This window comes from Streptomyces sp. 8L, assembly GCF_020176795.1.
In the GTDB taxonomy this organism is placed as follows: domain Bacteria; phylum Actinomycetota; class Actinomycetes; order Streptomycetales; family Streptomycetaceae; genus Streptomyces.
The window spans coordinates 18,201-44,715 of record NZ_JAIUKE010000005.1; the positions used below are offsets into that span (position 1 = coordinate 18,201).

Here is a 26,515-nt window from a genome sequence, read left to right on the forward strand (position 1 = left end):
ACCGTCCTTGTCTGCGGTTCGCCGATCCACCGGTTCGCCGGGTCGTCCCGTTCGCGGTTGATCGATGACATAACATGTCATCTGGGGAGCGTATAACTCGCATAGTCTGACGGTCAACGAGTCGGAGGTGACAGGGATGTCAGGTGAGGAACCCGTCGACGGGGGCTATGGGCTCAAGGTGCAGAACGCCGCGAACCAGATCCGCCACAAGATCGCGGTGGGGGAGTTCAGGCCCGGCATGCATCTGCGCCAGGACCAGACCGCCCTGGCGCTCGGGCAGTCGCGGGTCCCGGTCCGTGAGGCGTTCAAGATCCTCGTGGCGGAACAGCTCCTCATCCACCACCGCAACCGGGGGCACTTCGTCACCGAGCTGACCCCGCACGAGATGGCCGACATCTGCTGGCTGCGGGAGTCCCTGGAGGCCGAACTCGCCAGGACGGCCGACCGCATCACGGCGGAGGACATCGAGCGGCTGCGCGAGATCAACGGTGAGATCGAATCCCTCATCGACACGGGGACGGTGTGGCGCAGGGTGGAACTCGACGAGCGGTTCCACGAGATCCTCTGGAGCCTGGCGAACCGCCCGGTCCTCTTCCACGAGGTCAAGCGTGTCGCGGAGCGGCAGCGGCCCTACCGGGTGCTCATGTCCGAGCGCATCCCCGCTCGCGACCGCGCGGCGGCGGCCGAGCACCGCGAACTGCTCGACGCCCTGCGGCAGGGGGACTTCGCCCGCTACACCGCTCTGCTGGTGGTGCACATCTCGCGCGCCCGCGAACTCGTCGGGCTCCTCGAACAGGACCTGGCGGCGAGAAACGAGGACCTCGACGAGGCGTGATCGGCCGGGCGGGAGCCGGCGGCCCCGTACGCACTCCGCCGGCGTCGGACGGCCCCGTACGCGCTCCGCCGGCGTCGGAAGAGCCCGCCGGGCGGTGCCGATCGTCGCAGTGGTGGCCGCCGAGCGAAGCATGCCGCGTCCCGGGGCATGGCCGGAGGCGCGGACCGCGCGTGGGTGCGGTGACCAGCGCTCACCGGGAAGCGCCCCCAGAGCTCACGCATCGCTGACCGAGTCCCCGGGTCCACCGTGCCGAAGCGGCGGGCTCAGCGGTCCGCGATCACCGGGTAGGGCACGTGCGTGCGCCGGTCCGGGTCGACGGCCAGCTGTCCGCCGGCCGGGGGCCGGGCACGCTGGGCGCAGTCCCGTCGTTCGCAGATGCGGCAGCCGAGCCCGATCGGGGTGGTGGAGCGTGGATCGTCGAGATCGATGCCCTCGGCGTACACGAGGCGGTGCGCGTGGCGGAGTTCGCAGCCGAGTGCCACGGCGAAATCCGCACGCGGTGCGCGATGGCCGAAGCCGCCGCGGGTGACCGTGCGTGCCAGCCAGAAGTACCGCTTCCCGTCGGGCATTTCGGCGACCTGGGTGAGGATGCGCCCGGGCGCGGTGAACGCCTCGTACACCGTCCAGAGGGGACAGGTTCCGCCGAGCCGGGAGAAGTGGAAGTCACTGGCCGACTGCCGCTTGGAGATGTTCCCGGCCCGGTCGACGCGCAGGAACGAGAAGGGCACCCCGCGGTGGCCGGTGCGCTGGAGGGTGGACAGCCGGTGGCACACCGTCTCGAAGCCCACGCCGAAGCGGGCCTGGAGCAGCTCGATGTCGTAGCCCAGTTCCTCGGCCGCGGTGTGGAAGACGGTGTACGGCATGAGCAGGGCGCCGGCGAAGTAGGTGGCGAGCCCGATCCGGGCGAGGCCCGCCGCCTGCGCCGACGCGGGTCCGGCGGAGTCCACCAGTGTGTCCAGGAGCGGAGCGTGCTCCAGGAGCGCGAGTTGGGTGCCCAGCTGGAAGGCGCGCTGGCCTTCGCTGAGCCAGGGCGACAGCATGAGCAGCCGGTGTTCCGCGTCGAAGCGCCGTGCGTCCGCGGCCCGTTCGGGTGCCGCCTGGACGACCCGTACCCGGTGGCGGGCGGCGAGACGCTCGGTGAGCGCGTCGGCCGCCCGGCCGGCCTTGCCGAGCCCCATGCTCTCCGCGGTCCGCTCCGCCTCGGTGTCGAGTGCTCCGAAGTGGTTGTGGTGGGAGTAGAAGAAGTCCCGCACCTCCTCGTGCGGCTCGGCGGGCACCAGCGCGGCGCCCGCCTCGGGCGACGCGAGGGCCGCGACCCGCTCGGCGGCGTCCCGGTACCGGTGGTGCAGGGCGACGAGCGCCCGCGCCACCTCGGGATGGTCGCGTGCCACGTCGACGGCCTCCTCCGCGGGCACCGGGACGCCGCACGCCTCGTCCCCGAGGGCCACTCGCAGATCGGTGGCGAGCCGCTCCTCGTCGGCCTCGGAGAAGAACTCGGGGTCGACGCCGAAGACCTCCGCGATCCGCAGGAGCACCGGAGCGGTCAGGGGCCGCAGGCTGTGTTCGATCTGGTTGAGATAGCTGGTCGACAGACCCAGCGCACGCGCCAGCTCGACCTGGTTCATGCCTCGCTCACGGCGGAGTCTGCGCAGCTTGGCATGGGCGTAGATCTTTCGCGCGGCGGAACGTCCCATGCGCTTCCCCGGCTCCTCTCCTCACACTGCCTGTTGCGAAGGTAGCATCCGCATCTTTCGCAGAATTCGCAGATTCGCAGCGCGCACGTGGCCGGATTCCGCACTGTGGAGCGGTCGCGCCGGCCCGGCCGCCGGGGAAGGCTCGTTCCCGTACGACGCATCGCCGCCTGCCGCGAGGAGCCCCGTGATCGACCACCAGGTACGCGTCCACCCCAGCAGCGACCGGCTGCCCCGTGAGGAGCAGCTCGCGTGGAAGCTGGCGGCCGTGGCCACCGGAACCCAGGACGCGCCGGACCTCGATCCGGAGGCGGCCGCGATGGCGGCGAACCGCGTCATCGACAACGCCTCGGTCGCGCTCGCGTCGCTGCGCCGCCACCCGGTCGCGGTCGCCCGCGCCCAGGCCCTCGCCCACCGGGCCACCGCGGGCGCCTCGGTGTTCGGTGCCGCCGCCGGCGCCCGCGTGTCACCGGAGTGGGCGGCCTGGGCCAACGGCACCGCCGTACGCGAGCTGGACTTCCACGACACGTTCCTGGCCGCCGACTACTCCCACCCCGGAGACAACATCCCACCGCTGCTCGCGGTCGCCCAGCACGCGGGCCGGAGCGGCGCCGACGTGCTGCGGGGCATCGTCACCGCGTACGAGATCCAGGTCGCCCTGGTCAAGGGCATCTGCCTGCACAAGCACCGCATCGACCACGTCGCCCACCTCAGTGCCGCGACCGCCTGCGGCCTCGGCGCCCTGCTGCGGCTTGACACCGCGACCACCTACCAGGCCGTGCAGCAGGCGGTGCACACCACCACCGCGACCCGGCAGTCCCGCAAGGGCGAGATCTCCAGCTGGAAGGCGTTCGCGCCGGCCTTCGCCGGCAAGGCGGCGATCGAGGCGGTGGACCGGGCCATGCGCGGCGAGGGCTCCCCCTCCCCGGTGTACGAGGGCGAGGACGGGTTCCTCGCCTGGATGCTGGACGGACCGGGCGCCTCCTACACGGTCGCGCTTCCCGAGCCGGGAGAAGCGCTGCGCGGCATCCTCGACACGTACACCAAGGAGCACTCCGCCGAGTACCAGGCGCAGGCGGTCATCGACCTCGCGCGGCGGCTGCGGGAGAGGACCGGCCCGCTGGAGGAGGTCCGCGACATCGTCCTGCACACGAGCCACCACACCCACCAGGTGATCGGCTCCGGCTCCGGCGACCCGCAGAAGTACGACCCGGGGGCCAGCCGTGAGACGCTCGACCACTCGGTGCCGTACATCTTCGCCGTCGCCCTGGAGGACGGCGTCTGGCACCATGAGCGCTCCTACGCCCCGGAGCGGGCCCAGCGGCCGGGCACCGTCGAGCTGTGGAAGAAGATCTCCACGGTCGAGGACCCCGAGTGGACCCGCCGGTACCACGACCCCGACCCGGCCCGCAGGGCCTTCGGGGGGCGCGCCGTGATCACCCTCACGGACGGCACCGTCGTCGAGGACGAACTCGCGGTGGCCGCCCCCCCCCCCCGGGGGGCCCGCCCCTTCGACCGCGCCGGGTACACGGCCAAGTTCCGTACGCTCGCCGAGGGGATCGCAGCCGCCGGGGCCCAGGACCGCTTCCTCCAGGCCGCGGACCGGCTGCCGGAACTCGACACCCCCGGCCTCGCGGCACTGTTCCCCGCCGTCGACACGGACGCGGTCGCCGCCTTGGACGCGCGGCTGCCGAAGGGCCTGTTCTGATGCTGCACGCGCACACCACCCCCGCCTCGCGCCGCCGCGCCTTCCGCGAACAGCTCGCCTCAGGAAGGCTGCTGAGGGTCCCCGGAGCGATCAACCCCTACTCCGCCCGGCTCATCCAGGAGACCGGATTCGACGCCGTCTACCTGTCGGGCGCCGTACTCTCCGCCGACCTCGGGCTGCCCGACATCGGCCTGACCACCTCCACCGAGATCGCGGCGCGGGCCCAGCAGGTCACCAGGACCACCGACCTGCCCGCGCTCATCGACGCCGACACGGGGTTCGGCGAGCCCATGAACGCCGCACGCACCGTCCAGCTCATGGAGGACGCCGGGCTCGCCGGGCTCCACCTGGAGGACCAGGTCAATCCCAAGCGGTGCGGACACCTCGACGGCAAGAGCGTCGTCCCGCGCGAGGAGATGGTCCGCCGGGTACGGGCCGCCACCGACGCCCGCCGTGACCCCGACTTCCTGCTCATGGCCCGCACCGACGCCCGCGCCGTCGAAGGCCTCGACGCCGCGATCGACCGCGCCAAGGCCTACGTGGACGCGGGCGCCGACGCCCTGTTTCCCGAAGCGCTCGCGGACGAGGCCGAGTTCGAGGCCTTCCGCGCCGCCGTCGACGTACCGCTGCTGGCCAACATGACCGAGTTCGGGAAGAGCCGGCTCCTCGACGCGCGCACCCTGGAGAGCCTCGGCTACAACATCGCGCTCTACCCCGTCACCCTCTTCCGCCTCGCCATGGGCGCGATCGAGGACGGCCTGCGGACCCTCGCGGCCGAGGGCACCCAGGAGTCCCTGCTGCCGCGGATGCAGACCCGCTCCCGGCTCTACGAGGTGCTCGGCTACGAGGACTACGCCGCCTTCGACTCGGCCGTCTTCGACTTCACCCTTCCGCCAGGCAACTGACCCACACCGGAGGCCAGTCATGACCACCACCCCCGAGATCCACCGCGGTCTGGCCGGTGTCGTCGTCGACACCACCGCCATCTCCACCGTCATCCAGGAGACCAACTCCCTGACCTACCGCGGCTATCCGGTCCAGGACCTCGCGGCCCGCCGCTCGTTCGAGGAAGTGGCGTACCTGCTCTGGTACGGCGAACTCCCGGCCGCCGATCAACTGCGGGACTTCCAGGCCCGCGAGCGCGCCCTGCGCCCGCTGGACCGCACCACCTCCGAGATGCTCGCGTGGCTGCCTGACACCTGCCACCCGATGGACGTGCTGCGCACCGCCGTCAGCTTCTTCGGCTCCGAGGACCCCACCGAGGACGACGGCAGCGCCGCGGCCAACCGCGTCAAGTCCCTCGCCCTGCTGGCGAAGCTGCCGGTCGTGGTGGCCGCCGACCACCGGCGCAGGCGCGGTCTCGCGCCCATCCAGCCCGACCCGTCGCTCGGCTACGCCGAGAACTTCTTCCAGATGTGCTTCGGCAGCCTGCCCTCGCCCGAGATCGTCCGGTGCTTCGAGACCTCCCTGATCCTGTACGCGGAACACAGCTTCAACGCCTCCACCTTCACCGCCCGCGTCGTCACCTCGACACTCTCCGACCTCTACAGCGCCGTGACCGCCGCGATCGGCGCGCTCAAGGGGCCACTGCACGGAGGCGCCAACGAGGCCGTGATGCACATGCTGAACGAGATCGGCGACCCGCGGCGCGCCGACGAGTGGCTGGTCGAGGCCCTGGCCGCCAAGCGGAAGATCATGGGCTTTGGGCACCGGGTCTACCGGCACGGCGACTCCCGCGTACCGATCATGCAGGAGGCCACCGACCGCCTCGTGGCGCGCGCGAGTGACCCGGACGCCACCCGGCTCGCCACCCTGCACGCCGCGCTGCGCCACGCGATGCTCAGCCGCAAGGGCATCCACCCGAACCTCGACTATCCCGCGGGGCTGGCGTACCACTTGATGGGGTTCGACATCCCCACCTTCACCCCCATCTTCGTGATGAGCCGGATCACCGGGTGGACCGCCCACATCACGGAACAGCTGGAACACAACGCGCTCATCCGCCCGCTCGGCGTCTACAACGGGCCCGGCCAGCGGGCCGTCCCCGCCGAGGTCGGGTAGGTGTCCTTCCGGCCTCCCGCTCAGTGCTCGGCTGCGGGCACACCATCGCTCTCCCGCCCACCGGCGAACGCGCCGGACCACGCCCCGGACAGCATGTCGTCGACGGGACCGCGGGCCACGCAGCGGCCGTCCTCGAAGACGAGCGCCTCCTCCGTGAGCGCCCGCACCGCGGGCACGTCGTGGCTGATGAACAGCAGGGCGGTGCGGGCCGGCGCGAGCAGGCCGGGAAGCGCGTCGAGGACCCGCCGGCGGGACACGGTGTCCAGTGCCGATGTCACTTCGTCGCACACCAGCAGCGCCGGGCGTGCCGTCAGCGCGCGCACCAGCGCGCAGCGCTGGAGCTGGCCGCCGGACAGCCGCCCCGGGACGCGGTGCAGGAGCGCTTCGCCGAGTCCCAGCGCCTCGGCTACCGTGATCGCCTCAGCTGTGGCCCCAGCCTCGTCCAGGCCACGCGACAGCCGTGCGGTGGCGGCCAGTTGGCCGAGGACCGGACGGTGTCCCTCGAACGATCCTGCGCTGTTCTGGTGCACGTACTGCACGACACGTCGCTGAGGGGCCGTACGGCGGTCGATCCGGGCGGGGAGCGGTCGGCCGTCGACGCGTACGTCGCCCCGCGTCGGTGCGGTCAGACCAGCCAGGACCCGGCCGAACGTCGTCTTTCCGGAGCCGGAGGGACCGATCAGCGCGGTCCTGCTTCCCGGCGGGAACGTAGCGCGGACGGGTCCGGTGAGGGGGGAGCCGGACCGGCGGCGCACCGCGATCCCAGCGGCTTCGACTCCGCCCACCTCCTTCTGGGGCGGACGGGTCGTGGCCGGTGCCGTGGTCCCGTCCACGGCGGGGAACTCCGCGGCGAGCAGTTCGAGGGTGGCGCGGTGCCGGCCCGCGGGCGGCCCGGCGGGAGACACGGAGCCGGCGGCGGGACGGCCGGCACCGAGAACGTCCCGCGCCGGTCCTTCGTCCACGGGCCGTCCGTGCTCCAGCACGACGACCCGGTCCGCGGTCTCCCGTACCAACGGCAGGTCGTGGCTGAGCAGCAGGACGCCCGCGCCCTCGTCCGCGAGCCGCCGCACCGTCCGCCCCAGGGCTCGGGCGAGCGCCGGGTCCAGGCCGCTCGTCGGCTCGTCCAGTACCAGCAGTCGTGCCCCCGTCACCAGGGCCGAGGCCAGGGCCAGGCGCTGCTGCTGGCCACCGGAGAGCTGGTGGGGAAAGCGCCGGCGGACCCTCTCCCACTCCAGGCCGGTCAGGGCCAGGGCCTCGCGCGCGGCCGCCGCTCTCGCGGCCCGGCCGCGGTGGCCCAGCGCCGCCAGCTCGGCCAGCGCGGCGCCGGCCCGGCGGACCGGGTCGAGCACGGTCTCGGGATGCTGCGGAAGGTGCGCGGCCCGCCCGGCCCGCGCCGCGGAACGTTCGGCCGGCGTCATCCGCAGGAGGTCGGTGCCCGCCAGCACGACGCGCCCGGCCAGTGTCACACCGGTGCGTGAGGAGCCGAGCGCGGCCAGGCCCAGTGTGGTCTTGCCGCTTCCCGAGGGACCTACGACGGAAACCACCCTGCCCGCGGAGACATGCAGCGCGACCCCGTCCAGCAGCGGGAGTCGCCTCCCGTCCGCGTACGCGGAGATCTCCGGGACATCGAGCAGCGGCGCCCGACCGGGCCGGATCACGGATTCCTCCTCTTGGCGGCGAGCAGCCGGTCCACCAGCAGGTTGCCGCCGACGCACAGCGCGGTCAGCAGGCCCGCGGGCACCAGTACCGCCGCGGGCTGGGTGAACAGGGCAGGACTGTTGCGCTCGATGAGTACCGCCCAGTCCGGCGAGGAGGCGGGCAGCCCCAGGCCGAGGAAGTTGGCGGACGCCAGCAGGTACAGCACCACGGCGAACCTGCCGCCGGCGTCGGTGGCCACCGGAGCCGCCAGTTCCCTGGCCAGGTACCGGAGATGGATGGAGGCCCAGCCGTGTCCCTGCATCCGCAGCGCCTCGACGACCGTCCGGGAGCCGGGAGTGAGCGCGGCCCCGCGGACCAGACGTGCCACCGCCGGGACCTGGAGCAGGCCGGCGACCGTCACGAGCCAGTACCACTCCCGGTGCCCCGTCGCGGCCAGCGTCATCAGCACCAGCAGTCCGGGAAAAGCCAGCAGTACGTCCAGCCCGCGCATCACCGCCTCGTCCAGGCCGCGCCGCGGTCCCGCGGCCAGCAGCCCCAGCGGAACCCCGGCCACCAGGCCGATCAGCAGCGCGCCCAGGGCGCTGCCCAGTACCGACGCGCCGCCGTGCAGCACGAGCGCCAGCACGTCCCGTCCCAGCACGTCCGTGCCCAGCGGATGTCCCGCTCCCGGCGGTCGCGAGGGCAGAGCGCCCTCCTGCGGCGCTTCCCCGCCGGCCGTCCAGGGCCCCAGCAGCGCGGTCAGTACCGGTACACCCAACAGGACCAGGGCGATCCACGGAAGACGCCGCCGTGCCACGGCTCCCGCCCTCCCTTCCGCCAAAGAGGTCACGCCGTCACCCCCCGGCGCGGCGCCAGCCGGTGTGCGACCAGGTCCCCGACGAGGTTCACGGCGACGGCGGTGCCCGCGAACAGCAGCGCGTACGTCTGCACCTGCGGCCCGTCCCGGTTCTGGACCGCCTCGACGAAACCACTGCCCAGGCCGTTGAAGCCGAACACGGCCTCGACCAGCACCGCCCCGCCCAGCAGCCCCTCCACGCAGCGGGCGTACTGCTGCGCCGCCGGGCCCACGGCGTTGGGCAGCACATGGCGCAGCACCACCGTGCGCTCCCGCATGCCCAGCAGCCTGAGGTGCTCGGCGACACTGCTGTGCCGCTCCGCTGCCACGCCCGCGCGGATCTGGCGGGCCAGGTCGCACAGCTGCCGGGCCGTCAGCACGGTGACGGGAAGGACCAGGACAGCGGGCTGTGCCAGCAGCGCGGCCGTGTCCATCCCCACCGCCGTCGCGGGCAGCAGTCCGGCCGCCAGCGACACCGAGGCCACCAGCAGCAGCCCGAGCACGAACTCCGGGACGGCGTGCAGGAGTACGGCGGCCGTGTTCAGCGCCCGGTCGACGCGGCTCCCCTCACGCAGCCCCGACACGGTGCCCAGCAGCGGCGCCAGTACGGTGACAAGCGCCAGAGCCGGACCGCCCAGCAGGAGAGTCACACCGATCCGGCGGCCGATGTCGTCCCCCACCGGGAGCCCGGTCGCCAGGGAGTTCCCGAGATCGCCCGTCAGCAGATGACCGAACCAGTGCGCGAAACGGTCCCAGGCCGGCTGATCCAGCCCCAACCGGTGCCGCAGCGACTCCACTTGCCCCGCGGTTCCCAGCCGGCCGCGCAGCACGTCGGCCGTGTCGCCCGGCAGCAGCGATCCGACGGCGAACACCGCGACCACCACCGCACAGCACTGCAGCAGCGCGAGCAGCGAGCGCCGCACGACATAGGCGCGCACGTCAGGAGACGCGGACCCGGTCGAACCGGGCCCAGTCACGCGAGTTCGGGGGCGTGGCGCGCAGGCCGCCGACCGACGGGGCGATGGCGTCGTTGGCGTCGGAGAACGCCCACACCAGCAGCCCCGACTCGTCCCGGGCGATCTTCTGCGCGCGGGCGAGCAGCGCCAGCCGTGCCTGCTCGTCGCGGGTGGTGCGAGCCTGTTCCAGCAGTGCGTCGAACCTCTTCGAGGCGTACTGCGTCTGGTTGCGGGCCGCCCCGCCGCGGACCCGCTGCTCGAGGAAGTCGGAGACGGGCAGCGTGGAGGTGGTGTTGAAGGCGGCGACCCCCTGGGTCCTCGTCTCGCTGAAGTACGTGCTGGCGGCCCGGGTGTTCGCGGAGAGCTTCAGCCCGATCCCGGCCAGCTGGCGCGCCATCAGGTCGGCCGCCGGCTCCCACGCCGCGTCGACGGAGCTGGTCTCCACGGTGATGTGCAGCCCCTCCGCGCCGGCCTCCTTGACCAGACGGCGCGCCTCACCGACGTCCCGTACCCGGGGTGCGAGCCCCTGCGGATAGCCGCGCAGGCCCATCCCGAACAGGTCGTTGCCCACCTCGCCGTGGCCGGCCAGCGCGATCCTCACCAGCGCCGCGCGGTCGATCCCCAGTTGCACGGCCCGCACCAGCCGCGGATCGTCGAACGGCTTGCGCCCGGTGCGCAGGAGCAACTGCTGTGCGGTGGCCCGCTTCACGGTCAGCAGCCGCGTCGAGCCCTCCTTCTTCAACTGGTCCACGGAAGCGCCTGCCATGTCGGCGGCGTAGTGGACCTGCCCGGACAGCAGCGCGTTGAGCCGGGCCGACTCCCCGTTCGCGGGGACGATCTCCAGTTCGGCGATGTGCGGGGCGCCGTCCCAGTGGTCCGCCCAGCGACGGTAGCGGGCGGTGCCGCCGGGCGTGAACGACACATAGGTGAAGGGCCCGGAGCCGACGGGCTTGCGGAAAGTCGTCGTCCCGTCCGGGATGATCTCGGTGCCCGGCCCGGCGAAGACGGTGGGGAACTCGAAGTTGGGGGCCTTCAGCGCGAAGACGACGGACCGGGTGCCGTCGGCCTTGGTGGCGGTGAAGTCGACGGCGGAGAGCAGCACCTGAGAGGCCGACCCCGTGGCGGGGCCCCCCGCGCGGCGGTAGCTGTAGAGGACGTCCGCGGCCGTGACCGGCTTGCCGTCGTGGAACGCCGCCTTGCGCAGGCGTATGCGCCACCGGGTGCCGGAGGCGTCGCTCTCCCACGACTCCGCGAGCCGCGGGCGGACGGACATGTCGTCGTTGTACGTACCGAGCGTGTCGTACAGGGCCTTCGCGCGCGCCTGGTCCACGAAGTTCGGGGCGACGTGCGGGTCGAGGGTCTCCTCGGAACCGCCGGACGTGAAAGCCGCACGGAACCGGTCGCTCTTCCCCCCGTCCCCGCCGTCCGCACCGCAGCCGGCGAGCAGGCCCGACGCGGCCAGGGCCAGGGCGCCGCCTCCCGCGAGCACCCCCCGCCTGCCGGGTCCTGGCCGGTGCACGGGCCGGTGCCCGAGAGCATGCGTCGTCACAGTCGATCCATTCCGGGGTGTCCTCGCCCCTGCTGTCAGACCGGCGACGGGTCAGTCTCCTGGCTCCCGGATCGTCGCCCGCCCCCCGCCTTCCCACCCGCGGACGCGGGCAGTGGCACGCAGGAGGACCGCTCCCCGGTCACAGTGGCGGGACCGCGCCGGAGTCACACCGGCTTCCTGGTTCCCGTCGCCTCGTACGCGCCCATTATGCGCACCGGGCCCATCGGCCGGACGACCTGGTCACCACCGGCCACCGCCGGCTCGGGCTCGGCCGCGCAGGGCTTCGCGGCCCCCGCGCCCCACGGCGCCGGGACCGGCTGCCCCGTCTCGGCTGCCCCGTTTCGGCCGGGGCCCGTTCGCTCAGTCCCAGTCGAGCGAGCCGCCGTTCTGGTACTCGATGACCCGGGTCTCGAAGAAGTTCTTCTCCTTCTTCAGGTCCATCGCCTCGCTCATCCACGGGAAGGGGTTCTCCGCGGGCGGGTAGACCGGGGCGAGCCCGATCTGGGCGCATCGGCGGTTGGTGATGAACCGCAGGTACTCGTCGCACAGTTCCGAGTTGAGCCCGAGGATGCCGCGCGGCATCACATCACGGCCGTAGGCGATCTCCAGCTCGCACGCCTCGGTGAGCATGGTGCGGATCTCGGCCTGGAACTCCTCGGTCCACAGATGCGGGTTCTCGATCTTGATCTGGTTGACGCAGTCGATGCCGAAGTTCAGGTGGATCGACTCGTCGCGCAGGATGTACTGGTACTGCTCGGCGATGCCGACCATCTTGTTGCGGCGGCCGAACGACAGGATCTGGGCGAACCCCGTGTAGAACCACATGCCTTCGAAGACCACATAGAAGGCGATGAGGCAGCGCAGGAACTGGCGGTCGTTCTCGGGGGTGCCGGTGGTGAACCCGGGGTCGGCCAGGTGGTCGGTGAACTGAAGCGCCCAGGCCGCCTTGTCCGTGATGGAGGGCACCTCGCGGTACATGTTGAACATCTCGCCCTCGTCCAGGCCGAGGCTCTCGCAGATGTACTCGAAGGTGTGGGTGTGCACGGCCTCCTCGAACGCCTGCCGCAGCAGGTACTGCCGGCACTCGGGGTTGGTCAGGTGCCGGTAGACCGCGAGGACGAGGTTGTTGGCGACCAGGGACTCCGAGGTGGCGAAGAAGCCGAGGTTGCGCTTGATGGCGTGCCGCTCGTCCTCGGTCAGGCCGTCCGGCGACTTCCACAGGGCGAGGTCGGCCTGCATGGAGACCTCGGTGGGCATCCAGTGGTTGTTGCAGCCGGCGAGGTACTTCTCCCAGGCCCAGGAGTACTTGAGAGGCAGGAGCTGGTTCACGTCCGCGCGAGAGTTGATCATCGCCTTGTCCTCGACACTGACGCGGGCGGCGTCGCGGTCGATGGCTCCGAGGCCCGTCGGGTCCACCTGGGGTGCGGTCCCCGGCGTGGCCGTGGCGGTGCTGTGCTGGTCAATCATGGGGTGTCCTTGGAGAGTTGACGTGCGAATGCTGAGACGGCGGTGTCAGTCCGGGTCACTGGCACGCTTCACAGTCGGGGTCGTCGATCGAGCAGGCGGCCGGTACGGGGGAGGGAACGGCCGACGGCGCGGGCACCGGGACGGGCGCGGAGACCGGCACGGCGTTCAGCTTCCCGTCCGTCGTGGCCAGGGTGCTCTTCTCGACATGGGTCGCGCTCTGCGCCCGCAGGTAGTACGTGGTCTTGAGCCCGGCGCGCCAGGCGGAGCGGTAGAGCTCGTCGAGCTTCCGGCCGCTGGGCTCCGCGAGGTACAGGTTCAGCGACTGGGCCTGGTCGAGCCACTTCTGCCGCCCGGACGCGGCCCGTACCAGCCACTTCGGCTCGATCTCGAACGCGGTCGCGTAGAGCGCCTTGAGGTCGGCGGGCACGCGCGAGATGGGGCCGAGGCTGCCGTCGTGGTACTTCAGGTCGCTGATCATCACGTCGTCCCAGAGGCCGCGCTCCTTGAGGTCGCGCACCAGGTACGGGTTGACGACGGTGAAGTCGCCCGACATGTTCGCCTTGACGAAGAGGTTGCGGAACAGCGGCTCGATCGACTGGTTGACCCCGGTGATGTTGGCGATGGTCGCGGTGGGGGCGATCGCCATGATGTTGGAGTTGCGCACACCGACCTCGCGGACCCGGGCCCGCAGGCCGTCCCAGTCCAGTGTGGTCGTCGTGTCCATCTTTAGATCGCCGCCGCGTGCCTCGGCCACCAGGGCGATGGAGTCGACGGGAAGGACGCCCTTCGACCACAGGGAGCCGTCGAAGCTCTCGTACCGGCCGCGCTCGGCCGCGAGGTCGGCCGACGCCGCGACGGCGTAGTAGCTGATCTCCTCCATGCTGCGGTCGGCGAAGGCCACCGCCTCCTCGGAGGCCACCGGCAGGCGCAGGGTGAACAAGGCGTCCTGGTAGCCCATGAGCCCGAGCCCGACCGGCCGGTGCCGCTCGTTGGAGCGGCGCGCCTCGGGGATCGTGTAGTGGTTGATGTCGATGACGTTGTCGAGCATCCGCACAGCCGTGTCCACCGTGGCCTTGAGGCGCGCGGAGTCGAGGCCGAGCGGCCCGGTGTGACGGGCCAGGTTGACCGACCCGAGATTGCAGACGGCGACCTCGTCGATCGAGGTGTTCAGCGTGATCTCGGTGCACAGGTTGGACGAGTGCACGACCCCCGCGTGCTGCTGCGGCGAGCGCAGGTTGCAGGGGTCCTTGAACGTGATCCACGGGTGGCCGGTCTCGAAGAGCATGGTGAGCATGCGCCGCCACAGCTCGACGGCCCGCAGCCGCTTGTGCACGCGGATCTCACCGCGGTCGGCCGCCGCCTCGTAGGCCGCGTACCGCTCCGCGAACTCCGTGCCGTACAGGTCGTGCAGGTCGGGTACCTCGTCCGGGGAGAACAGGGTCCACTCCCCGTCGGCCTCCACGCGCTGGAGGAAGAGGTCCGGCACCCAGTTCGCTGTGTTCATGTCGTGCGTGCGGCGTCGGTCGTCACCGGTGTTCTTGCGGAGGTCGAGGAACTCCTCCAGGTCGATGTGCCATGTCTCCAGGTATGCGCAGGCCGCGCCCTTGCGCTTGCCTCCCTGGTTCACCGCGATCGCCGTGTCGTTGGCGATCTTCAGGAACGGCACAACACCCTGCGACTGCCCGTTCGTGCCCTTGATGTGGGCGCCCAGGCCGCGCACCGGGGTCCAGTCGTTGCCGAGGCCGCCGGCGTACTTCGACAGCAGTGCGTTGTCCCGCAGCGACAGGAAGATCCGCTCCAGATCGTCCTGCACGGTCGTCAGGAAGCACGAGGAAAGCTGTGGGCGCCGGGTGCCTGAGTTGAACAGCGTGGGCGTCGAGCACATGAAGTCGAAGGACGACAGCAGCTCGTAGAACTCGATGGCGCGCCGCTCGCGGTCGTCCTCGCGCAGCGCCAGACCCATGGCCACACGCATGAAGAAGGCCTGCGGCAGTTCGATACGGACGCCGCGGACATGCTGGAGGTAGCGGTCGTAGAGGGTCTGGAGCCCGAGGAACTGGAAGTCCAGGTCGCGCTCGGGCTTCAGAGCCGCGCCGAGGCGGGCCAGGTCGAAGTCCGCGAGTTCCCCGGCGAGCAGTTCCTCCGAGATGCCCCGTTCGATGTAGGCGGCGAAGTAGTGCGGGTAGTCGGCCGCCATCGTCGCCTGGTCGGGCTGCTGGACGTCGCCGCGCAGTTCACTGACGGCCTCGGACCGCAGCTTGTCCAGCAGCAGCCGGGCGGCGACGTGCGCGTACGCGGGTTCCCGTTCCACCAGGGTCCTGGCCGCCATGATCTGGGCGAGTGCGAGCTCCTCCGCGGTGATGCCGTCGTAGAGGTTGCGCCGCACCTCCGCCAGGACCAGCCCGGGGTCCGTGTCGGCCAGAGCCGCGGACGCCTCGGTCACGACACGTGTCAGACGCTCCTCGTCGAGCGGCGCGGTTCCCAGCGGTCCCCGTACCCCGATCGGCCCGGCGAGCGGGCCGCCGACCGCTGCCGCGCTCTCCTTCGCCCGGTCCTGGGCGCGCTGTTCCCGGTACAGGACGTAGGCGCGGGCCACCTGCTGGAGTCCGGCGCGCATGAGGACAAGCTCGACCTGGTCCTGGATCTCCTCGACATGGGCGGCCCGGCCCGTTCCGCCGCGCCGCACCAGCGCCGCGCCGACCTGACCGGTGAGCTCCGCGACCTGGGGGCGCAGGTGCTCGGAGGACCCGACTCCGCTCCCTTCGACGGCCAGGAAGGCCTTGGTGATGGCAGTGCGGACACGGTCCTGGTCGTACGAGGTGGTGCTGCCGTCCCGGCGCAGCACCTGATGCGGCGCCCCGGTGGTCGCCCCGGTGGGGACTGGGTGGTTCATGCCGTCTCCTCGCGCTCGTGCTCACGTACGTCCGGAGGCCGGGAGACGGAGCAGCGCGTACGGGAGAGCGCGTCCGGAACGGAGGCATGCCCCGGCCGGAGTGCGCGACCGCCACGCGGCCCTCCCTCGGGGCCTCGAAGCGCGCGCGTTACCGGACGCGCGCACCAGTGGCAGGTCTTCGGACTCGCGGGCACACGCCGGCCGAAAGGCCGACGCACCTACTGACCGTGGCTTCCCAGGCGCGCTCGTCGCGCCCAGTGCCGTCGCCGCGCCCCAGGGCTCCGCGGAGCCTGGAGACGCGGATCGGTGGTCGTTCCCACTTACCGCTGCGGGGCAGCCCCGGATTCCCACCGGGTTCCCTGTTTCCTCGTCCGGCACCTGTGCACCGGGCGAACCACCAGCACGGACAACACTACATCTAGGCCATCCGGACTCGCACCACCCCGCATGTAGTGGCGTTCGCGGCCTGTCGTACCAGCTGTCAACAGGCGCACGACATCCCTCGACCTGAGCGGGTACCGGCAGCCGGGCGAATCTCTGCGGCGCTTCCCCGGGGCGCGCAGTACGGGCGTCGACCTCGACCCGGCGCTCCTCACCATCGCGCGGCACTCCTTCGCCGACGATCCCCGGGTGGAGTTCGTGACGGCGGATCTCACCGATCCGGGCTGGACGGATGGCCTGCCGCGCCGCACCTACGACGCGGTGCTCACGGCCACCGCCCTGCACTGGCTGGACACCGAGCCGCTGCGGACCCTCTACGGGCACCTGGCGGGCCTGCTCCGTGAAGGAGGCGTCTTCCTCAACGCGGACCACATGGTGGACGAGTCCGCACCGCGTATCAACGCCGCCGCCCGCGCCCACACCGAGGCACGCAAGGAGCGTGAGCGGGGCGACGGCGCACAGGACTGGGCGGCGTGGTGGCGTGCGGTGGCGGACGACCCCGGGCTCGCGGAACCCGCGCGCCGGCGCTTCGCCCTGCTGGGCGATCCGCGGACACCGGCCGACGCCCCCGCCCGCCGGCCGAGGCCGACCACCGTGGAATGGCATACGCGGACGCTGCGGGACGCGGGTCTCCGCGAGGCGCGTCCTGTCTGGTGCTCACCCAGCGACGCGGTGGTCGCGGCATTGCGCTGAACCGGGCACCGGCCCAGGCGCGGCCCTCGTACGGTCCGGCACCGGAGGCCGGACGGTCCCACCGCGGCGTCGGCCCCGCCGAGGATGGGCCGGGCGTGGGGGGGCGATGCGCCGGAGCGGCCTTGCCCGCCCCGGCACGTCCGAGGAGACGGGTCACCGGCCCGGCAGACGGCCGTGCCGCGTCAGTCCTCGGGGCGGAGGAGGCCGCGCTCGTACGCCTTCCTCAGGTGCTGTGGCACCAGGTGGATGCTTCCGTCGACGGTGACGGGGACGAGCGCCGGGACGCTCGCCCGCCACTGGGCGCGGCGGTGGCGGGTGTTGCTCCGGGACATCTTGCGCTTGGGGACGGCCATGGCGGTCCTTTCGTCGGAGGGAAGAGCCGGCGTGTGATGTGCCGGTCAGCGGCTGGAGTAGGGGAGCAGCGCCATCTCGCGGGCGTTCTTTATGGCTGTGGCGATCTGACGCTGCTGCTGCCGGCTGACCCGGGTGACGCGGCGGCTGCGGATCTTGCCGCGGTCGGAGACGAACTTCCGCAGCAGGTCGGTGTCCTTGTAGTCGATGTACGTGATGCCGGCCGCGTCGAGCGGGTTGGGCCGGTTCTTGCGCGGGAGCGCTGCCTTGGCGGGGCGGGACATGACGCCTTCCTCGGTGTGTGGTGGGTGGGATGGGGAACAGGTGACGGGAAGTCAGGTGGCGGGGGCGAGCAGTTCGTCGAAGCCGGTGGGTCCGGGCCAGGTGCCGGGCCCGGACGCCAGTTCGTCGTCGGTGAGCAGGCAGGAGTCGAGCAGGGAGAGCAGCCCCGCCCGGTCGAGGCCGGGGGAGGTGAAGACGAGGTGCTGGCAGCGGTCGCCGTGCTCGGGGTGCCAGTCGAGGGCGGCCGCGGTGCGGCGCGCGGCCGGCATCATCTCCCAGGCCGCATCCGGGAGCGCGGCCATCCACGGCCCGGCGCTCTCCACGCACAGCGCGCCTCCGGCGGCGTCCCAGGCGAGCAGGCTGTCGGGCCTGTCCCCCAGCCAGAACCTGCCGCGGCTACGGGCGGCCGCGCAGCACAGATCCTCCAGGGCCTGGTAGAGGCGGCCGGCGTGGAAGGGGCGGCGGCGGCGCCACACGAGCGTACTGACGCCATGCTCGTCGCAGTCGTGGGGGAACCGCGCGCACGCGGGGTGTTGGGCGGCCGCCGCGGCGTCCACGTCGAAGCCGGCGAACGCCGTGACCCCCAACCGGCCGGAGGCGATGCGCACTTGTTGGGCGGTGGGGTGCAACTGCCGCAGAAGGGCGAGGTCGTCGAGTCCGGTGGCGGCGCCGTCAGCCATGGCGAGGACGGGAGCGTACTCCAGTTGCCGTGCGAAGGTGTCGCCCACGGTGCGCTGGTCCGTGGTGGCCGCGGCGAGTCCGGCGTCCGCGAGGTCGTCGCCGTTGGACAGGCAGGCCAGGACGAGGGCGGGCTCCACGGCGGTCAGCACGTTGGTCACCCGGAAGGCGTCGCCGCCGTGGGCGGCGATGACCTCGGCCATGCCGCGGGGCTCCACCGAGTCCCACAGTTCCACGACGGCGAGGCGGGTGAGGCCGCCGTCGGCCAGCCGTCCCAGTTCGGGAACCAGGTCCTCGCGCAGGGCGCAGCAGGCGCAGTCGTTGACCAGGGGCGTCTCGCCCCAGCCCGTCTCGCCCGTGGCGTCGCGGACACTCCGGCGCACGGGGCCCACCGGGCCTGCGGACAGGTCATGGTGCAGCGCGACACTGTCGGACACCTCACGCAACAGCTGTTCGACGGTGGCACGGCGGGCGTCGGCGTGAAGTCCGGCGACGACCACCACGGGCATCGGTCCGCCGGGAGTCATCGGCGGCCTCCGCCCGGGCCGTAGCGGCGCTCGAAACGCTCGACACGGCCGGCGGTGTCCAGCACGCGGGCGGTGCCGGTGTAGAAGGGGTGGCTGGCCGAGGAGATCTCGACGTCGACCACGGGATAGGTGTGGCCGTCCTCCCACTCGATGGTCTTGTCGCTGGTCATCGTGGACCGGGTGAGGATGGCGAAGTCGCCGGCCTTGTCGCGGAAGACGACCTGGCGGTAGGCGGGGTGGGTTCCGGGCTTCATGGAGTGTGTTCTCTCGATCGGGTGCCGGCGGACGGGCGGAGCGGACGCGGTCAGCGTTCCTCGCGGAACTCGACGTGCCGTCGGGCGACGGGGTCGAACTTGCGCAGGACCAGCCGGTCCGGGTCGTTCCTGCGGTTCTTGCGGGTCACGTACGTGTAGCCGGTCCCTGCGGTGGAGCGGAGCTTGATGATCGGGCGTACCTCGTTGCGGGCCATGGCGGGTAGCATACGACAATGATTTCCATTACCGATAACTCGGTGGAGAGAAAGGCAGCACCCTCATGTCCGCCCACTGCCAGCTGACCGGCGCCCAGCCGGTCTTCGGCAAGAAGATCTCCCGCTCGCACCGGCGTACTTCGCGCCGGTTCGACCCCAATATCCAGAACAAGCGCTACTGGCTGCCCGGCGAGGGGCGGCACGTCCGCCTGAGGCTGAGCGCCCGTGCCGTCAAAACCGTGCACACCATCGGCGTCGAAGCCGCCGTCGCCCGTATCCGTGCTCGCGGGGAGCGTGTCTGATGGCGAAGAAGAGCAAGATCGCGAAGAACGAGAAGCGGAAGCGGATCGTGGCGCGCTACGCGCAACGACGCGCCGAACTCAAGGCCGTCCTGGCGTCCCCGTGGGCCGCGGGCGAGGAGAAGGCCGCAGCGCGGGCGGAACTGCACCGCCAGCCCCGGGACGCGAGCGCGACCCGGGTGCGGAACCGTGACAGCGTTGACGGCCGCCCGCGTGGCCACTTGCGCAAGTTCGGGCTTTCCCGCGTCAACGTACGCGCCCGGGCCCATGCCGGAGAGCTGCCAGGGGTGACGAAGTCCTCCTGGTAGCGCGCCCAGCGGGTGGGGGGGCGATGCCCGGGCTGGCGGCCCCGCGCCCGGGCTCCCACCGGGCGCCGGGGCACGGCCCGGGTTCCCCACCGGGTGCCGGAGTCCCGCTCGGGTTCCGTGCCGGGCGCCGGGGCGCGGTCCAAGTTCCCCACCGGACGGGGCGCAACCCGGGTTCCGCACCGGATGGCCAGGCTCAAGCGCGCGGGGCCGCCGCCGCCGCCGGGCCCGGCCGGCCCCCCCGCCCCCCCCCCCGCCCCCGCCGCGCCCCCCCCCCCCCGGGCGGGGGGCCGGGGGGGGGGGCGCCCCGAGGGTGCCGTGCTCCTCGGGCCGCCCGGCCCGTCCGTGCCGACTCCGGCCTCCCGTGCCGGAGATGCCGGTCGGGGGACTCAGTCGGGCAGTGGCGCGTAGCGCGCGGCCAGTGTCTTCTTGTCCACCTTGCCGATCGCGGTGAGCGGCAGGTTGTCCAGGATCTCCAGGCGGTCGGGGGACAGCAGGGTGCTCGCGCCCCGTTCGCGCAGGAACCGCTTGAGGGCGCGCAGGGTCGGCGGCGTACCGTCCGGCACGACGCAGACGCAGACGCGCTCGCCGAGTGTCTCGTCCGATACGCCGATGACCGCGACCTGGCGGACCCCGGTGTGCGCGGCCACATGCGCTTCGAGTTCGGCGGGGGCGATCTTCTCGCCACCGCGGTTGATCTGGTCCTTGACGCGGCCGACCACGGTCAGGCAGCCGTCGGCGTCGCGGCGCACCACGTCGCCCGAGCGGAAGAAGCCGTCGGGGGTGAACGACGAGAGGTTGCGCTCGGGCTCCCGGTAGTAGCCGTTGATGGTGTACGGGCCCCGGGTGAGCAGTTCGCCCGCCTCGCCGGCCGGAACCGGCCTGCCGTCCTCGTCCACGACGTGGACCTCGTCGTCCGGGGAGAGGGGTCGGCCCTGGGTGGTCAGGACGCGCTCCTCGGGGTCGTCGAGCCGGGTGAAGTTGAGCAGTCCCTCGGCCATCCCGAAGACCTGTTGCAGCGCGCATCCGAGCCCCGGGCGCACGGCGGCGGCCTGGCGGGGCGCCAGTACGGCGCCGCCGACCTGGAGGAGTCCGAGGCTCGCGAGGTCGTAGCGGCCGGTGGCGGCCTCTTCGAGCCAGAGCGGGACCATCGAGGGCACGGTGGCGGTCATGGTCACCCGCTCGCGGCCGATCAGCGCCAGGCAGTCCTCGGGGCTCGGCGAGGGCGCCAGGACCACCGTGCCGCCCGCGGAGAACGTGCCGAGCATCCCCGGGCAGGCGAGCGTGAAGTTGTGGGTCACCGGGAGCGCCGCCAGGTAGACGTCGTCACCACCGAGACCGGTCACGTCCGCACTGGCACGCGCGTTGTAGTGGTAGTCGTCGTGCGTGCGCGGTATCAGCTTGGGGGTGCCGGTGGTACCGCCGGAGAGCAGCAGCACGGCGATGCCGGCCGGGTCGGGCTCAGGCCACTCGGCCGCTTGCGCCGGACGGGGGAGGCCGGCCAGGTTCACGGTGCCGTCGTCACTCCCGTACGGCTCACCCGCGACGACGATATGCCGGACGCCGGGCTGCCGCCGCCGCAGCTCCTCGGCCTGCTCGCGGTAGTCGAAGCCGCCCGCGCCGGGTATGACGTAGCCGGCCGCCCCCGAGAGCTCGGCGAGCGCGTCGAGTTCCGCGATGCGGTGGCTCGGCGGGATGAGGACGGGCACGACTCCGGTGCGGAACGAGGCGAAGCAGAGAGGGACGAACTCCGCCCGGTTGTCGAGCTGGACCAGCAGCCGGTCGCCGGCCCGGAGTCCGAGCCCGACGAGGCCCGAGGCGATCTCGTCGGCCCAGGCGTCGAGTGCCGCGTAATCGAGACGAAGCTCACCCGCGACGAGCGCGGTGTGCGCGGGCCGTTCGGCGGCCCGCTCGCGCAGCAGTGTGCCCAGCGGACGGCCGAGCCAGTGGCCCGCGTCCCGGTAGTGCCGTGCGCGGTCCGCGGGCCACGGCGTGAGGCCTTCCGTCATCTGACTCTCCCCTGACTCCTCGCGCGGCGTGCGGGCGACCTCGTGGTGCGGACGGCGATGTGATGACCGGTCACGTCGTGGACGGCCTTGCCGCGACCATGAACAAAGCTTAGCCTTACCTAACCAGCGCCGATGGTAGCGCACGCCATCGAGTTCCCGCCGAGTGAGGAGCCCATCGCAATGCCGGAGAATCCGTTCGACGACCCGGACGGCGAGTTCGTCGTGCTCGTGAACGAAGAGGGCCAGCACTCGCTCTGGCCCACCTTCGCGGAGGTGCCGGGCGGTTGGGTCGTCCAGCACGGGCCCGCGGCCAGGGAGGCCTGCCTCGACCACGTCAGGGAGAACTGGCGGGACATGCGACCGCGCAGCCTCGCCGCGCGGATGGCGGAGGACGCCGCGCAGGGCGCGACAGACGGGGCTCGGCCGGGGACGGCCCGATGACAGCGGGCGGCGCCGCTCTCGGCACCGTCTCCGACGTGCTGCCCCTCTCACCCTTGCAGGCGGGGCTGTTCTTCCACGCCTCGCTCGGCGCCGGGGACGTCTACCGCTACCAGCTCGCGCTCGACCTCACGGGGCCGCTCGACCCCGCCCTGCTGCGGCGCTGCGCCGACACCCTGCTCGACCGCCACCCGGCGCTGCGGACCGCGTTCGTCGCCGAGGAGACGGACGAGCCGGTCGGCGTCGTGCTCGACGGCCTTGCCATGCCCTGGGCGGAGTCCGACCTGTCGGGCCTGCCGCAGGACGAGCAGGACGAGGAGCTGCGGCTGCACGCGGTGGCGGAGCGCGCCCTCCCGTTCGACCTGGACAGGCCGCCGCTGCTGCGCGCCTCGCTCGTACGGCTCGGCGCCGAGCGCCACCGGCTGCTGCTGACCGCTCACCACATCGTGCTCGACGGCTGGTCGGTGCCGGTGATGGTGAACGACCTCGGCACGCTCTACGCGGCAGGCGGCGCGGCGGACGCGCTGCCCGAGGCCCGCCCGTTCCGCGACTACCTGGAATGGGTGGCGGGACAGGACGAGGGTGCGGCGCGCCGCACCTGGCGGGAAGCGCTCGCCGGGATCGAGGACGGGACGCTGCTGGCGCCGGGCGCCGAGGTCGCGGAGACACCCGCCGAGCCGGGGCGGGTGCGCGTGCCCTGCTCCGCGGACCTCTCCGCGCGCCTGACCGCCCTGGCCAGGAGCCGGGGCGTGACGGTCAACACCGTTGTCCAGGCGCTGTGGGCGCTGCTGCTCGGCGCCCTCACCGGGCGCGACGACGTGGTGTTCGGCACGGTCGTCACCGGCAGGCCGCCCGAGCTGCCCGGCGCCGACTCCATGGTGGGACTGTTCGCCAACACCGTGCCGGTGCGGGTGCGCCTGCGCCCCGGCGAGGAGTTCCGCGACCTGCTCACCCGCGTCCACCGGGAGCAGGCCGCACTGCTCGACGCCCCCTTCCTCGGGCTGGGCGAGATCCAGCGCGCGGCCGGCCCCCCGACACTGTTCGACACGCTGGTGGTGTACGAGAACTACCCGGGCGGCCCCGGCGCCGAGATGCCGGCGGGGCCGGACCTGACCATCTCCTCCGGCGGCTCCTGGGACGCCACGCACTACCCGCTCGTCCTCGTCGTCGTGCCGGGCGACCCGCTCTCCGTCGTCCTCAAGTACCAGCCGAACGCGGTGCCGGCGGAGCAGGCGGAGCGGATCGCGGAACGCCTGGCCCACCTCGTCGAGGAGGCCGTCGGCGCCCCGGAGCGTACCGTCGCGGCCGTCGACCCGCTCACCGGGGCGGAGCACGAGGCGCTGCGCCTGGCGAACTCCACCGGCGCACCGGTCTCCGACGCCACCGTCATCGACCTGTTCGAGCAGGCGGCGGCCCAGGACCCCGACGCGGTGGCGCTGCGGTACGACGGGCAGTCACTGACCTACCGGGAGCTGGACACCAGGTCCGACCGCCTTGCGTGGCGGCTGAGAGCGCTCGGCGTGGACGGCGAGCGATGCGTCGGCGTGCACTTCGACCGCTCGCCGGAACTGGTCGTCGCGCTCCTCGCGGTGCTCAAGGCGGGCGGCGCGTTCGTCCCCCTCGAACCGGCCTGGCCGCGGGCCCGGGTGCGGGCGATCCTGTCCGACGCGCAGGTCGGACTCGTCTGCGCCCTGCCCGGTGCCGACCTGCCGGAGGACGTTACGCCGGTGCCGGTCGGACCCGCGGGCGCCGGCATACCCGCCCAGGGCGAGGCGAGCACCGCCGACGGGCCGCCGCCACGCTCCCCGCACGGCGACAACGCGGCCTACGTCATCTACACCTCGGGCTCCACGGGCGCGCCCAAGGGCGCGGTCATCCGGCACCGTTCGATCGCCAACCGGCTGCTGTGGCAGGCCGGTCTGCTCGGGTACGGGCCCGGCGACGCGGCCCTGTTCAAGGCGCCGCTCGGCTTCGACATCTCGATCAACGAGATCCTGCTGCCGCTCGTGACCGGCGCCCGCCTGGTGATCGCGGCGCCCGGCGAGGAGCGCGACGTCGAGGCGCTGCTGCGGCTGATGGCCGAGGAGCGGGTCAGCTTCTGCTACGTCGTCTCCTCGATGCTCGCCGCCATGCTGGAGGTGCCGGGCTTCGCCGAGGCCGCGGGCCCCGCGCTGCGCCATGTCTGGTGCGGCGGCGAGCCGCTGACGCCCGAGCTGTACGCGCGCTTCCGGTCCGTGACCGGCGCCACGATGTACCACGGGTACGGGCCGGCCGAGACCACGGTCGGCGTCACCCACGAGGTGCGCGGGCCGGGCGGCGACGACGGCCCGCCGACCCTCGGGCGGCCCAACCCGAACACCGCGGCCCATGTGCTCGACCGGTTCCTGCGGCCCGTGCCGACGGGCGTCGTGGGCGAGTTGTACATCGGAGGGCTGCTGGTCGGCCGCGGCTATGTCGGCGATCCGGCCCGTACGGCCGAGCGCTTCGTGGCCGACCCGTTCGCGGCGGACGGCTCCCGGCTCTACCGCACCGGCGACCTCGCGGCGCGCCTGCCCGACGGCAGGCTGCGCTTCGCGGGCCGGGTCGACAACCAGGTCAAGATACGCGGCATGCGGGTGGCGCCCGAAGAGGTGGAGGCGGCGCTCGGCGAGCACCCGGCCGTCCGCCAGGCCGCGGTGATCGCCCCGGCCGACGCCGGAGGCGGCCGGCGCCTGGTCGCCTTCTGCGTACCGCGTGAACAGGAGCACGCGGCGGACGCCGGGGACATGGCCCCGGATCTCGACGGCGCGCCCGGCGCCGGGACCGCAGGCTCCGGGACCCCGGACACAGCCCGGACCGCGGACTCCGGGACCCCGGACACCGCCCGGACCGCGGACTCCGGGACCCCGAACACCGCCCGGACCGCGGACTCCGGGACCCCGAACACCGCCCGGACCGCGGACTCCGGGACCCCGGACACCGCCGGGCTCGCGCAGGCCGACGCGGGCGGGGTGCTCGGTGCCGTGCGCTCCGACCCGGCCGACCCGCTCGTCGGCGACCTGCGGGTATGGGCGCGTACGCGGCTCGCGGGGCACCTGGTGCCCGCGGAGATCGTGATCGCCTCGCGGCTGCCGACACTGCCTTCGGGAAAGGTCGACCGGCGGGCCCTCGCGAACGCGGTGCCCGAGCGGCGGGCCGCCGCCGCGAAGCCCCGCACGGAGACGGAGGCGCGGCTGCTCGACCTGTTCAGGGTCACGCTGGCGCGTTCCGACATCGGCGTCACCGACGACTTCTTCGCGCTCGGGGGCCACTCGCTGCTGGCCACCCGCCTCGTGGTGGCGGCCCGCGCCGCGCTGGGCACCCCGCTGCCGGTGCGTGCGCTGTTCGAACACACCACGGCCGCGGCGCTCGCCGCGTACATCGACTCGGGCGCGGCGGCGGAACCCGCCAAGATCGCCGATGGCGTGCTGCTGCCACTGCGCGCCACCGGCACGGAACCCGCGCTGTTCTGCGTGCACCCGGTCACCGGTCTCGCCTGGTCGTACGCCGGTCTGCTGCGCCACGTGCCCGACCGGCCCCTCTACGGCATCCAGGCGGAGAGCCTGATCGGCGCGGACGACCTGCCGGAAAGCCTCGACGACATGGCGGCCCGGTACGCCGACGCCGTACGCAAGAAGCAGCCGTCGGGCCCGTACCACCTGCTCGGCTGGTCCCTCGGCGGCAGCGTGGCGCATCTGATGGCGTGCCGCTTGGCGTCGGCGGGCGAGACGGTCGGCAGCCTGACGGTGCTCGACGCCATGCCGGCCCACCGGCTCGACGGCACCGCGGGCACGGGCGGCACCGCGCTGAATCTCGCGCGGCTGCTGGCCGTCAACGGCTATCCGGTTTCGGCGGACGAGGAGTTGACGGCCCGCAAGGCACTGGCGCTCGTAGCGGAACAAGGCGGTCCGCTCGCCGGGTTCAGCGCCGACGAGCTGTGGGCGGTGGCCACGAGCTGGAGCCACTCCGCGGGGCTGCGCCGCCTGGAGCCCGCCCCGGTGTTCCACGGGGACCTGCTGCTCGTGGACGCCGCCGAGGAGGTGAGACCGCGCGACCCGAGCCCGGCCTCGCTGTGGCGGCCCCATGTCACGGGCCGGGTGCGGACGCTCTCCGTCGCCTCGACCCACTGGCAGCTCACCCGGCCGGAACCGCTGGCGGCGATCGGCGTGGAACTCCGCGCCGAGCTGCGGCGGGCGAGCCGCGCCGGCTGACCGTACGCCTCCGCTGCCGCACCGGTCGGGCGGCCCCCCCGGGGGGGGCGGCCGGGGGGGGGGCGCCCCCCCCCCGCCCCCCCCCCGCGGCCCGCCGCGCCCAGCCGCATAACCGGAACCGTCAGAAAGGCGCGGCCGCC

At 72.8% G+C, this 26,515-nt stretch carries 21 protein-coding genes, 1 pseudogene and 2 riboswitches; of the genes and pseudogenes, 9 read left to right on the top strand and 13 right to left on the bottom strand.

Annotated features, from left to right (window positions below):
• Positions 1–136: 136 nt before the first annotated feature.
• Positions 137–835 (top strand): GntR family transcriptional regulator, encoded by a 699-nt coding sequence (locus LCE31_RS00660; RefSeq protein WP_225011848.1) that lies wholly within the window; start codon positions 137–139, stop codon positions 833–835.
• 263 nt (positions 836–1,098) lie between these two features.
• On the opposite strand, the gene LCE31_RS00665 is transcribed toward LCE31_RS00660, so the two are convergent.
• A complete protein-coding gene (locus LCE31_RS00665) occupies positions 1,099–2,529 on the bottom strand; it encodes a short-chain fatty acyl-CoA regulator family protein (protein ID WP_225011850.1) in 1,431 nt (476 codons plus the stop codon).
• Between the two features lie 184 nt (positions 2,530–2,713).
• Here LCE31_RS00665 and LCE31_RS00670 point away from each other — a divergent pair, with 184 nt between their 5' ends.
• From LCE31_RS00670 to LCE31_RS00680, 3 genes are read left to right on the top strand one after another with little or no spacing between them, the layout of a single operon-like run.
• Positions 2,714–4,234, top strand: a complete 1,521-nt coding sequence (locus tag LCE31_RS00670) for an MmgE/PrpD family protein (protein ID WP_225011852.1) — start codon at positions 2,714–2,716, stop codon at positions 4,232–4,234.
• Positions 4,234–5,139, top strand: a complete 906-nt coding sequence (gene prpB / locus LCE31_RS00675) for a methylisocitrate lyase (RefSeq protein WP_225011853.1) — start codon at positions 4,234–4,236, stop codon at positions 5,137–5,139. The genes LCE31_RS00670 and prpB overlap by 1 nt, the downstream gene beginning before the upstream one ends.
• 19 nt (positions 5,140–5,158) lie before the next feature.
• Positions 5,159–6,295 carry a bifunctional 2-methylcitrate synthase/citrate synthase gene (locus LCE31_RS00680; protein ID WP_225011854.1) on the top strand — a complete coding sequence of 379 codons (1,137 nt, stop codon included), beginning with the start codon at positions 5,159–5,161 and terminating at the stop codon, positions 6,293–6,295.
• 20 nt (positions 6,296–6,315) lie between these two features.
• Here the strand turns inward: LCE31_RS00680 and LCE31_RS00685 are convergent, their stop codons facing one another.
• The 6 genes from LCE31_RS00685 to LCE31_RS00710 all read right to left on the bottom strand — a co-directional run bounded on the left by LCE31_RS00685 (position 6,316) and on the right by LCE31_RS00710 (position 15,654).
• Entirely contained in the window at positions 6,316–7,953 is a 1,638-nt protein-coding gene (locus LCE31_RS00685; RefSeq protein WP_225011856.1) for an ABC transporter ATP-binding protein, read from the bottom strand.
• A complete protein-coding gene (locus LCE31_RS00690) occupies positions 7,950–8,750 on the bottom strand; it encodes an ABC transporter permease (RefSeq protein ID WP_225011858.1) in 801 nt (266 codons plus the stop codon). The genes LCE31_RS00685 and LCE31_RS00690 overlap by 4 nt, the downstream gene beginning before the upstream one ends.
• Positions 8,751–8,779: 29 nt before the next feature.
• A complete protein-coding gene (locus tag LCE31_RS00695; RefSeq protein WP_225011860.1) occupies positions 8,780–9,727 on the bottom strand; it encodes an ABC transporter permease in 948 nt (315 codons plus the stop codon).
• Between the two features lies 1 nt (position 9,728).
• Complete coding sequence (locus LCE31_RS00700; RefSeq protein ID WP_225011861.1) at positions 9,729–11,294, bottom strand: ABC transporter substrate-binding protein; 1,566 nt, start codon at positions 11,292–11,294, stop codon at positions 9,729–9,731.
• Between the two features lie 32 nt (positions 11,295–11,326).
• A riboswitch (cobalamin riboswitch) is annotated at positions 11,327–11,533 on the bottom strand.
• A gap of 121 nt (positions 11,534–11,654) precedes the next feature.
• A complete protein-coding gene (locus LCE31_RS00705; protein WP_225011862.1) occupies positions 11,655–12,761 on the bottom strand; it encodes a ribonucleotide-diphosphate reductase subunit beta in 1,107 nt (368 codons plus the stop codon).
• 55 nt (positions 12,762–12,816) lie between these two features.
• Positions 12,817–15,654, bottom strand: coding sequence for a ribonucleoside-diphosphate reductase subunit alpha (locus LCE31_RS00710; protein ID WP_225011863.1), 2,838 nt, complete (start codon positions 15,652–15,654; stop codon positions 12,817–12,819).
• A gap of 152 nt (positions 15,655–15,806) precedes the next feature.
• Positions 15,807–16,068, bottom strand: a riboswitch (cobalamin riboswitch).
• 123 nt (positions 16,069–16,191) lie between these two features.
• Here LCE31_RS00710 and LCE31_RS00715 point away from each other — a divergent pair.
• A pseudogene (locus LCE31_RS00715) lies at positions 16,192–16,788 on the top strand (class I SAM-dependent methyltransferase); the annotation flags it as partial.
• A gap of 182 nt (positions 16,789–16,970) precedes the next feature.
• Here the strand turns inward: LCE31_RS00715 and rpmF are convergent.
• Genes rpmF through rpmG form a run of 5 tightly spaced genes read right to left on the bottom strand, consistent with a single transcriptional unit; the run spans position 16,971 to position 19,095 of the window.
• On the bottom strand, positions 16,971–17,141 hold the full coding sequence (gene rpmF, locus LCE31_RS00720; RefSeq protein WP_225011865.1) for a 50S ribosomal protein L32: 171 nt from the start codon (positions 17,139–17,141) through the stop codon (positions 16,971–16,973).
• A 45-nt stretch (positions 17,142–17,186) separates the two neighbouring features.
• On the bottom strand, positions 17,187–17,423 hold the full coding sequence (rpsR, locus tag LCE31_RS00725) for a 30S ribosomal protein S18 (RefSeq protein ID WP_225011867.1): 237 nt from the start codon (positions 17,421–17,423) through the stop codon (positions 17,187–17,189).
• Between the two features lie 51 nt (positions 17,424–17,474).
• Complete coding sequence (locus LCE31_RS00730) at positions 17,475–18,626, bottom strand: GTP-binding protein (protein WP_225011868.1); 1,152 nt, start codon at positions 18,624–18,626, stop codon at positions 17,475–17,477.
• On the bottom strand, positions 18,623–18,880 hold the full coding sequence (locus tag LCE31_RS00735) for a type B 50S ribosomal protein L31 (protein ID WP_225011870.1): 258 nt from the start codon (positions 18,878–18,880) through the stop codon (positions 18,623–18,625). Before LCE31_RS00735 ends, LCE31_RS00730 begins: the two co-directional genes overlap by 4 nt.
• Before the next feature lie 50 nt (positions 18,881–18,930).
• Positions 18,931–19,095 (bottom strand): 50S ribosomal protein L33, encoded by a 165-nt coding sequence (gene rpmG, locus LCE31_RS00740; protein WP_225011871.1) that lies wholly within the window; start codon positions 19,093–19,095, stop codon positions 18,931–18,933.
• A gap of 65 nt (positions 19,096–19,160) precedes the next feature.
• Here rpmG and rpmB point away from each other — a divergent pair, with 65 nt between their 5' ends.
• Positions 19,161–19,397, top strand: coding sequence for a 50S ribosomal protein L28 (gene rpmB, locus LCE31_RS00745; RefSeq protein ID WP_225011873.1), 237 nt, complete (start codon positions 19,161–19,163; stop codon positions 19,395–19,397).
• Positions 19,397–19,702 carry a 30S ribosomal protein S14 gene (rpsN, locus tag LCE31_RS00750; protein ID WP_225011874.1) on the top strand — a complete coding sequence of 102 codons (306 nt, stop codon included), beginning with the start codon at positions 19,397–19,399 and terminating at the stop codon, positions 19,700–19,702. The genes rpmB and rpsN overlap by 1 nt, the downstream gene beginning before the upstream one ends.
• Before the next feature lie 386 nt (positions 19,703–20,088).
• On the opposite strand, the gene LCE31_RS00755 is transcribed toward rpsN, so the two are convergent.
• Positions 20,089–21,708: a (2,3-dihydroxybenzoyl)adenylate synthase gene (locus LCE31_RS00755; RefSeq protein WP_225011883.1), complete on the bottom strand. Its 1,620-nt coding sequence runs from the start codon at positions 21,706–21,708 to the stop codon at positions 20,089–20,091.
• A gap of 180 nt (positions 21,709–21,888) precedes the next feature.
• Here LCE31_RS00755 and LCE31_RS00760 point away from each other — a divergent pair, with 180 nt between their 5' ends.
• Together LCE31_RS00760 and LCE31_RS00765 are read left to right on the top strand one after the other, a co-directional pair.
• Positions 21,889–22,149 carry an MbtH family protein gene (locus LCE31_RS00760; protein ID WP_225011885.1) on the top strand — a complete coding sequence of 87 codons (261 nt, stop codon included), beginning with the start codon at positions 21,889–21,891 and terminating at the stop codon, positions 22,147–22,149.
• Positions 22,146–26,375, top strand: a complete 4,230-nt coding sequence (locus LCE31_RS00765; RefSeq protein ID WP_225011887.1) for a non-ribosomal peptide synthetase — start codon at positions 22,146–22,148, stop codon at positions 26,373–26,375. Before LCE31_RS00760 ends, LCE31_RS00765 begins: the two co-directional genes overlap by 4 nt.
• Positions 26,376–26,515: the final 140 nt, after the last annotated feature.

Coding starts and splice junctions, on each gene's coding strand:
- LCE31_RS00660 (WP_225011848.1), top strand. CDS start 137: ATGTCAGGTGAGGAACCCGTCGACGGGGGCTATGGGCTCAAGGTGCAG.
- LCE31_RS00665 (WP_225011850.1), bottom strand. CDS start 2,529: ATGGGACGTTCCGCCGCGCGAAAGATCTACGCCCATGCCAAGCTGCGC.
- prpB (WP_225011853.1), top strand. CDS start 4,234: ATGCTGCACGCGCACACCACCCCCGCCTCGCGCCGCCGCGCCTTCCGC.
- LCE31_RS00680 (WP_225011854.1), top strand. CDS start 5,159: ATGACCACCACCCCCGAGATCCACCGCGGTCTGGCCGGTGTCGTCGTC.
- LCE31_RS00705 (WP_225011862.1), bottom strand. CDS start 12,761: ATGATTGACCAGCACAGCACCGCCACGGCCACGCCGGGGACCGCACCC.
- LCE31_RS00710 (WP_225011863.1), bottom strand. CDS start 15,654: ATGAACCACCCAGTCCCCACCGGGGCGACCACCGGGGCGCCGCATCAG.
- rpmF (WP_225011865.1), bottom strand. CDS start 17,141: ATGGCCGTCCCCAAGCGCAAGATGTCCCGGAGCAACACCCGCCACCGC.
- rpsR (WP_225011867.1), bottom strand. CDS start 17,423: ATGTCCCGCCCCGCCAAGGCAGCGCTCCCGCGCAAGAACCGGCCCAAC.
- LCE31_RS00730 (WP_225011868.1), bottom strand. CDS start 18,626: ATGACTCCCGGCGGACCGATGCCCGTGGTGGTCGTCGCCGGACTTCAC.
- LCE31_RS00735 (WP_225011870.1), bottom strand. CDS start 18,880: ATGAAGCCCGGAACCCACCCCGCCTACCGCCAGGTCGTCTTCCGCGAC.
- rpmG (WP_225011871.1), bottom strand. CDS start 19,095: ATGGCCCGCAACGAGGTACGCCCGATCATCAAGCTCCGCTCCACCGCA.
- rpmB (WP_225011873.1), top strand. CDS start 19,161: ATGTCCGCCCACTGCCAGCTGACCGGCGCCCAGCCGGTCTTCGGCAAG.
- rpsN (WP_225011874.1), top strand. CDS start 19,397: ATGGCGAAGAAGAGCAAGATCGCGAAGAACGAGAAGCGGAAGCGGATC.
- LCE31_RS00755 (WP_225011883.1), bottom strand. CDS start 21,708: ATGACGGAAGGCCTCACGCCGTGGCCCGCGGACCGCGCACGGCACTAC.
- LCE31_RS00760 (WP_225011885.1), top strand. CDS start 21,889: ATGCCGGAGAATCCGTTCGACGACCCGGACGGCGAGTTCGTCGTGCTC.
- LCE31_RS00765 (WP_225011887.1), top strand. CDS start 22,146: ATGACAGCGGGCGGCGCCGCTCTCGGCACCGTCTCCGACGTGCTGCCC.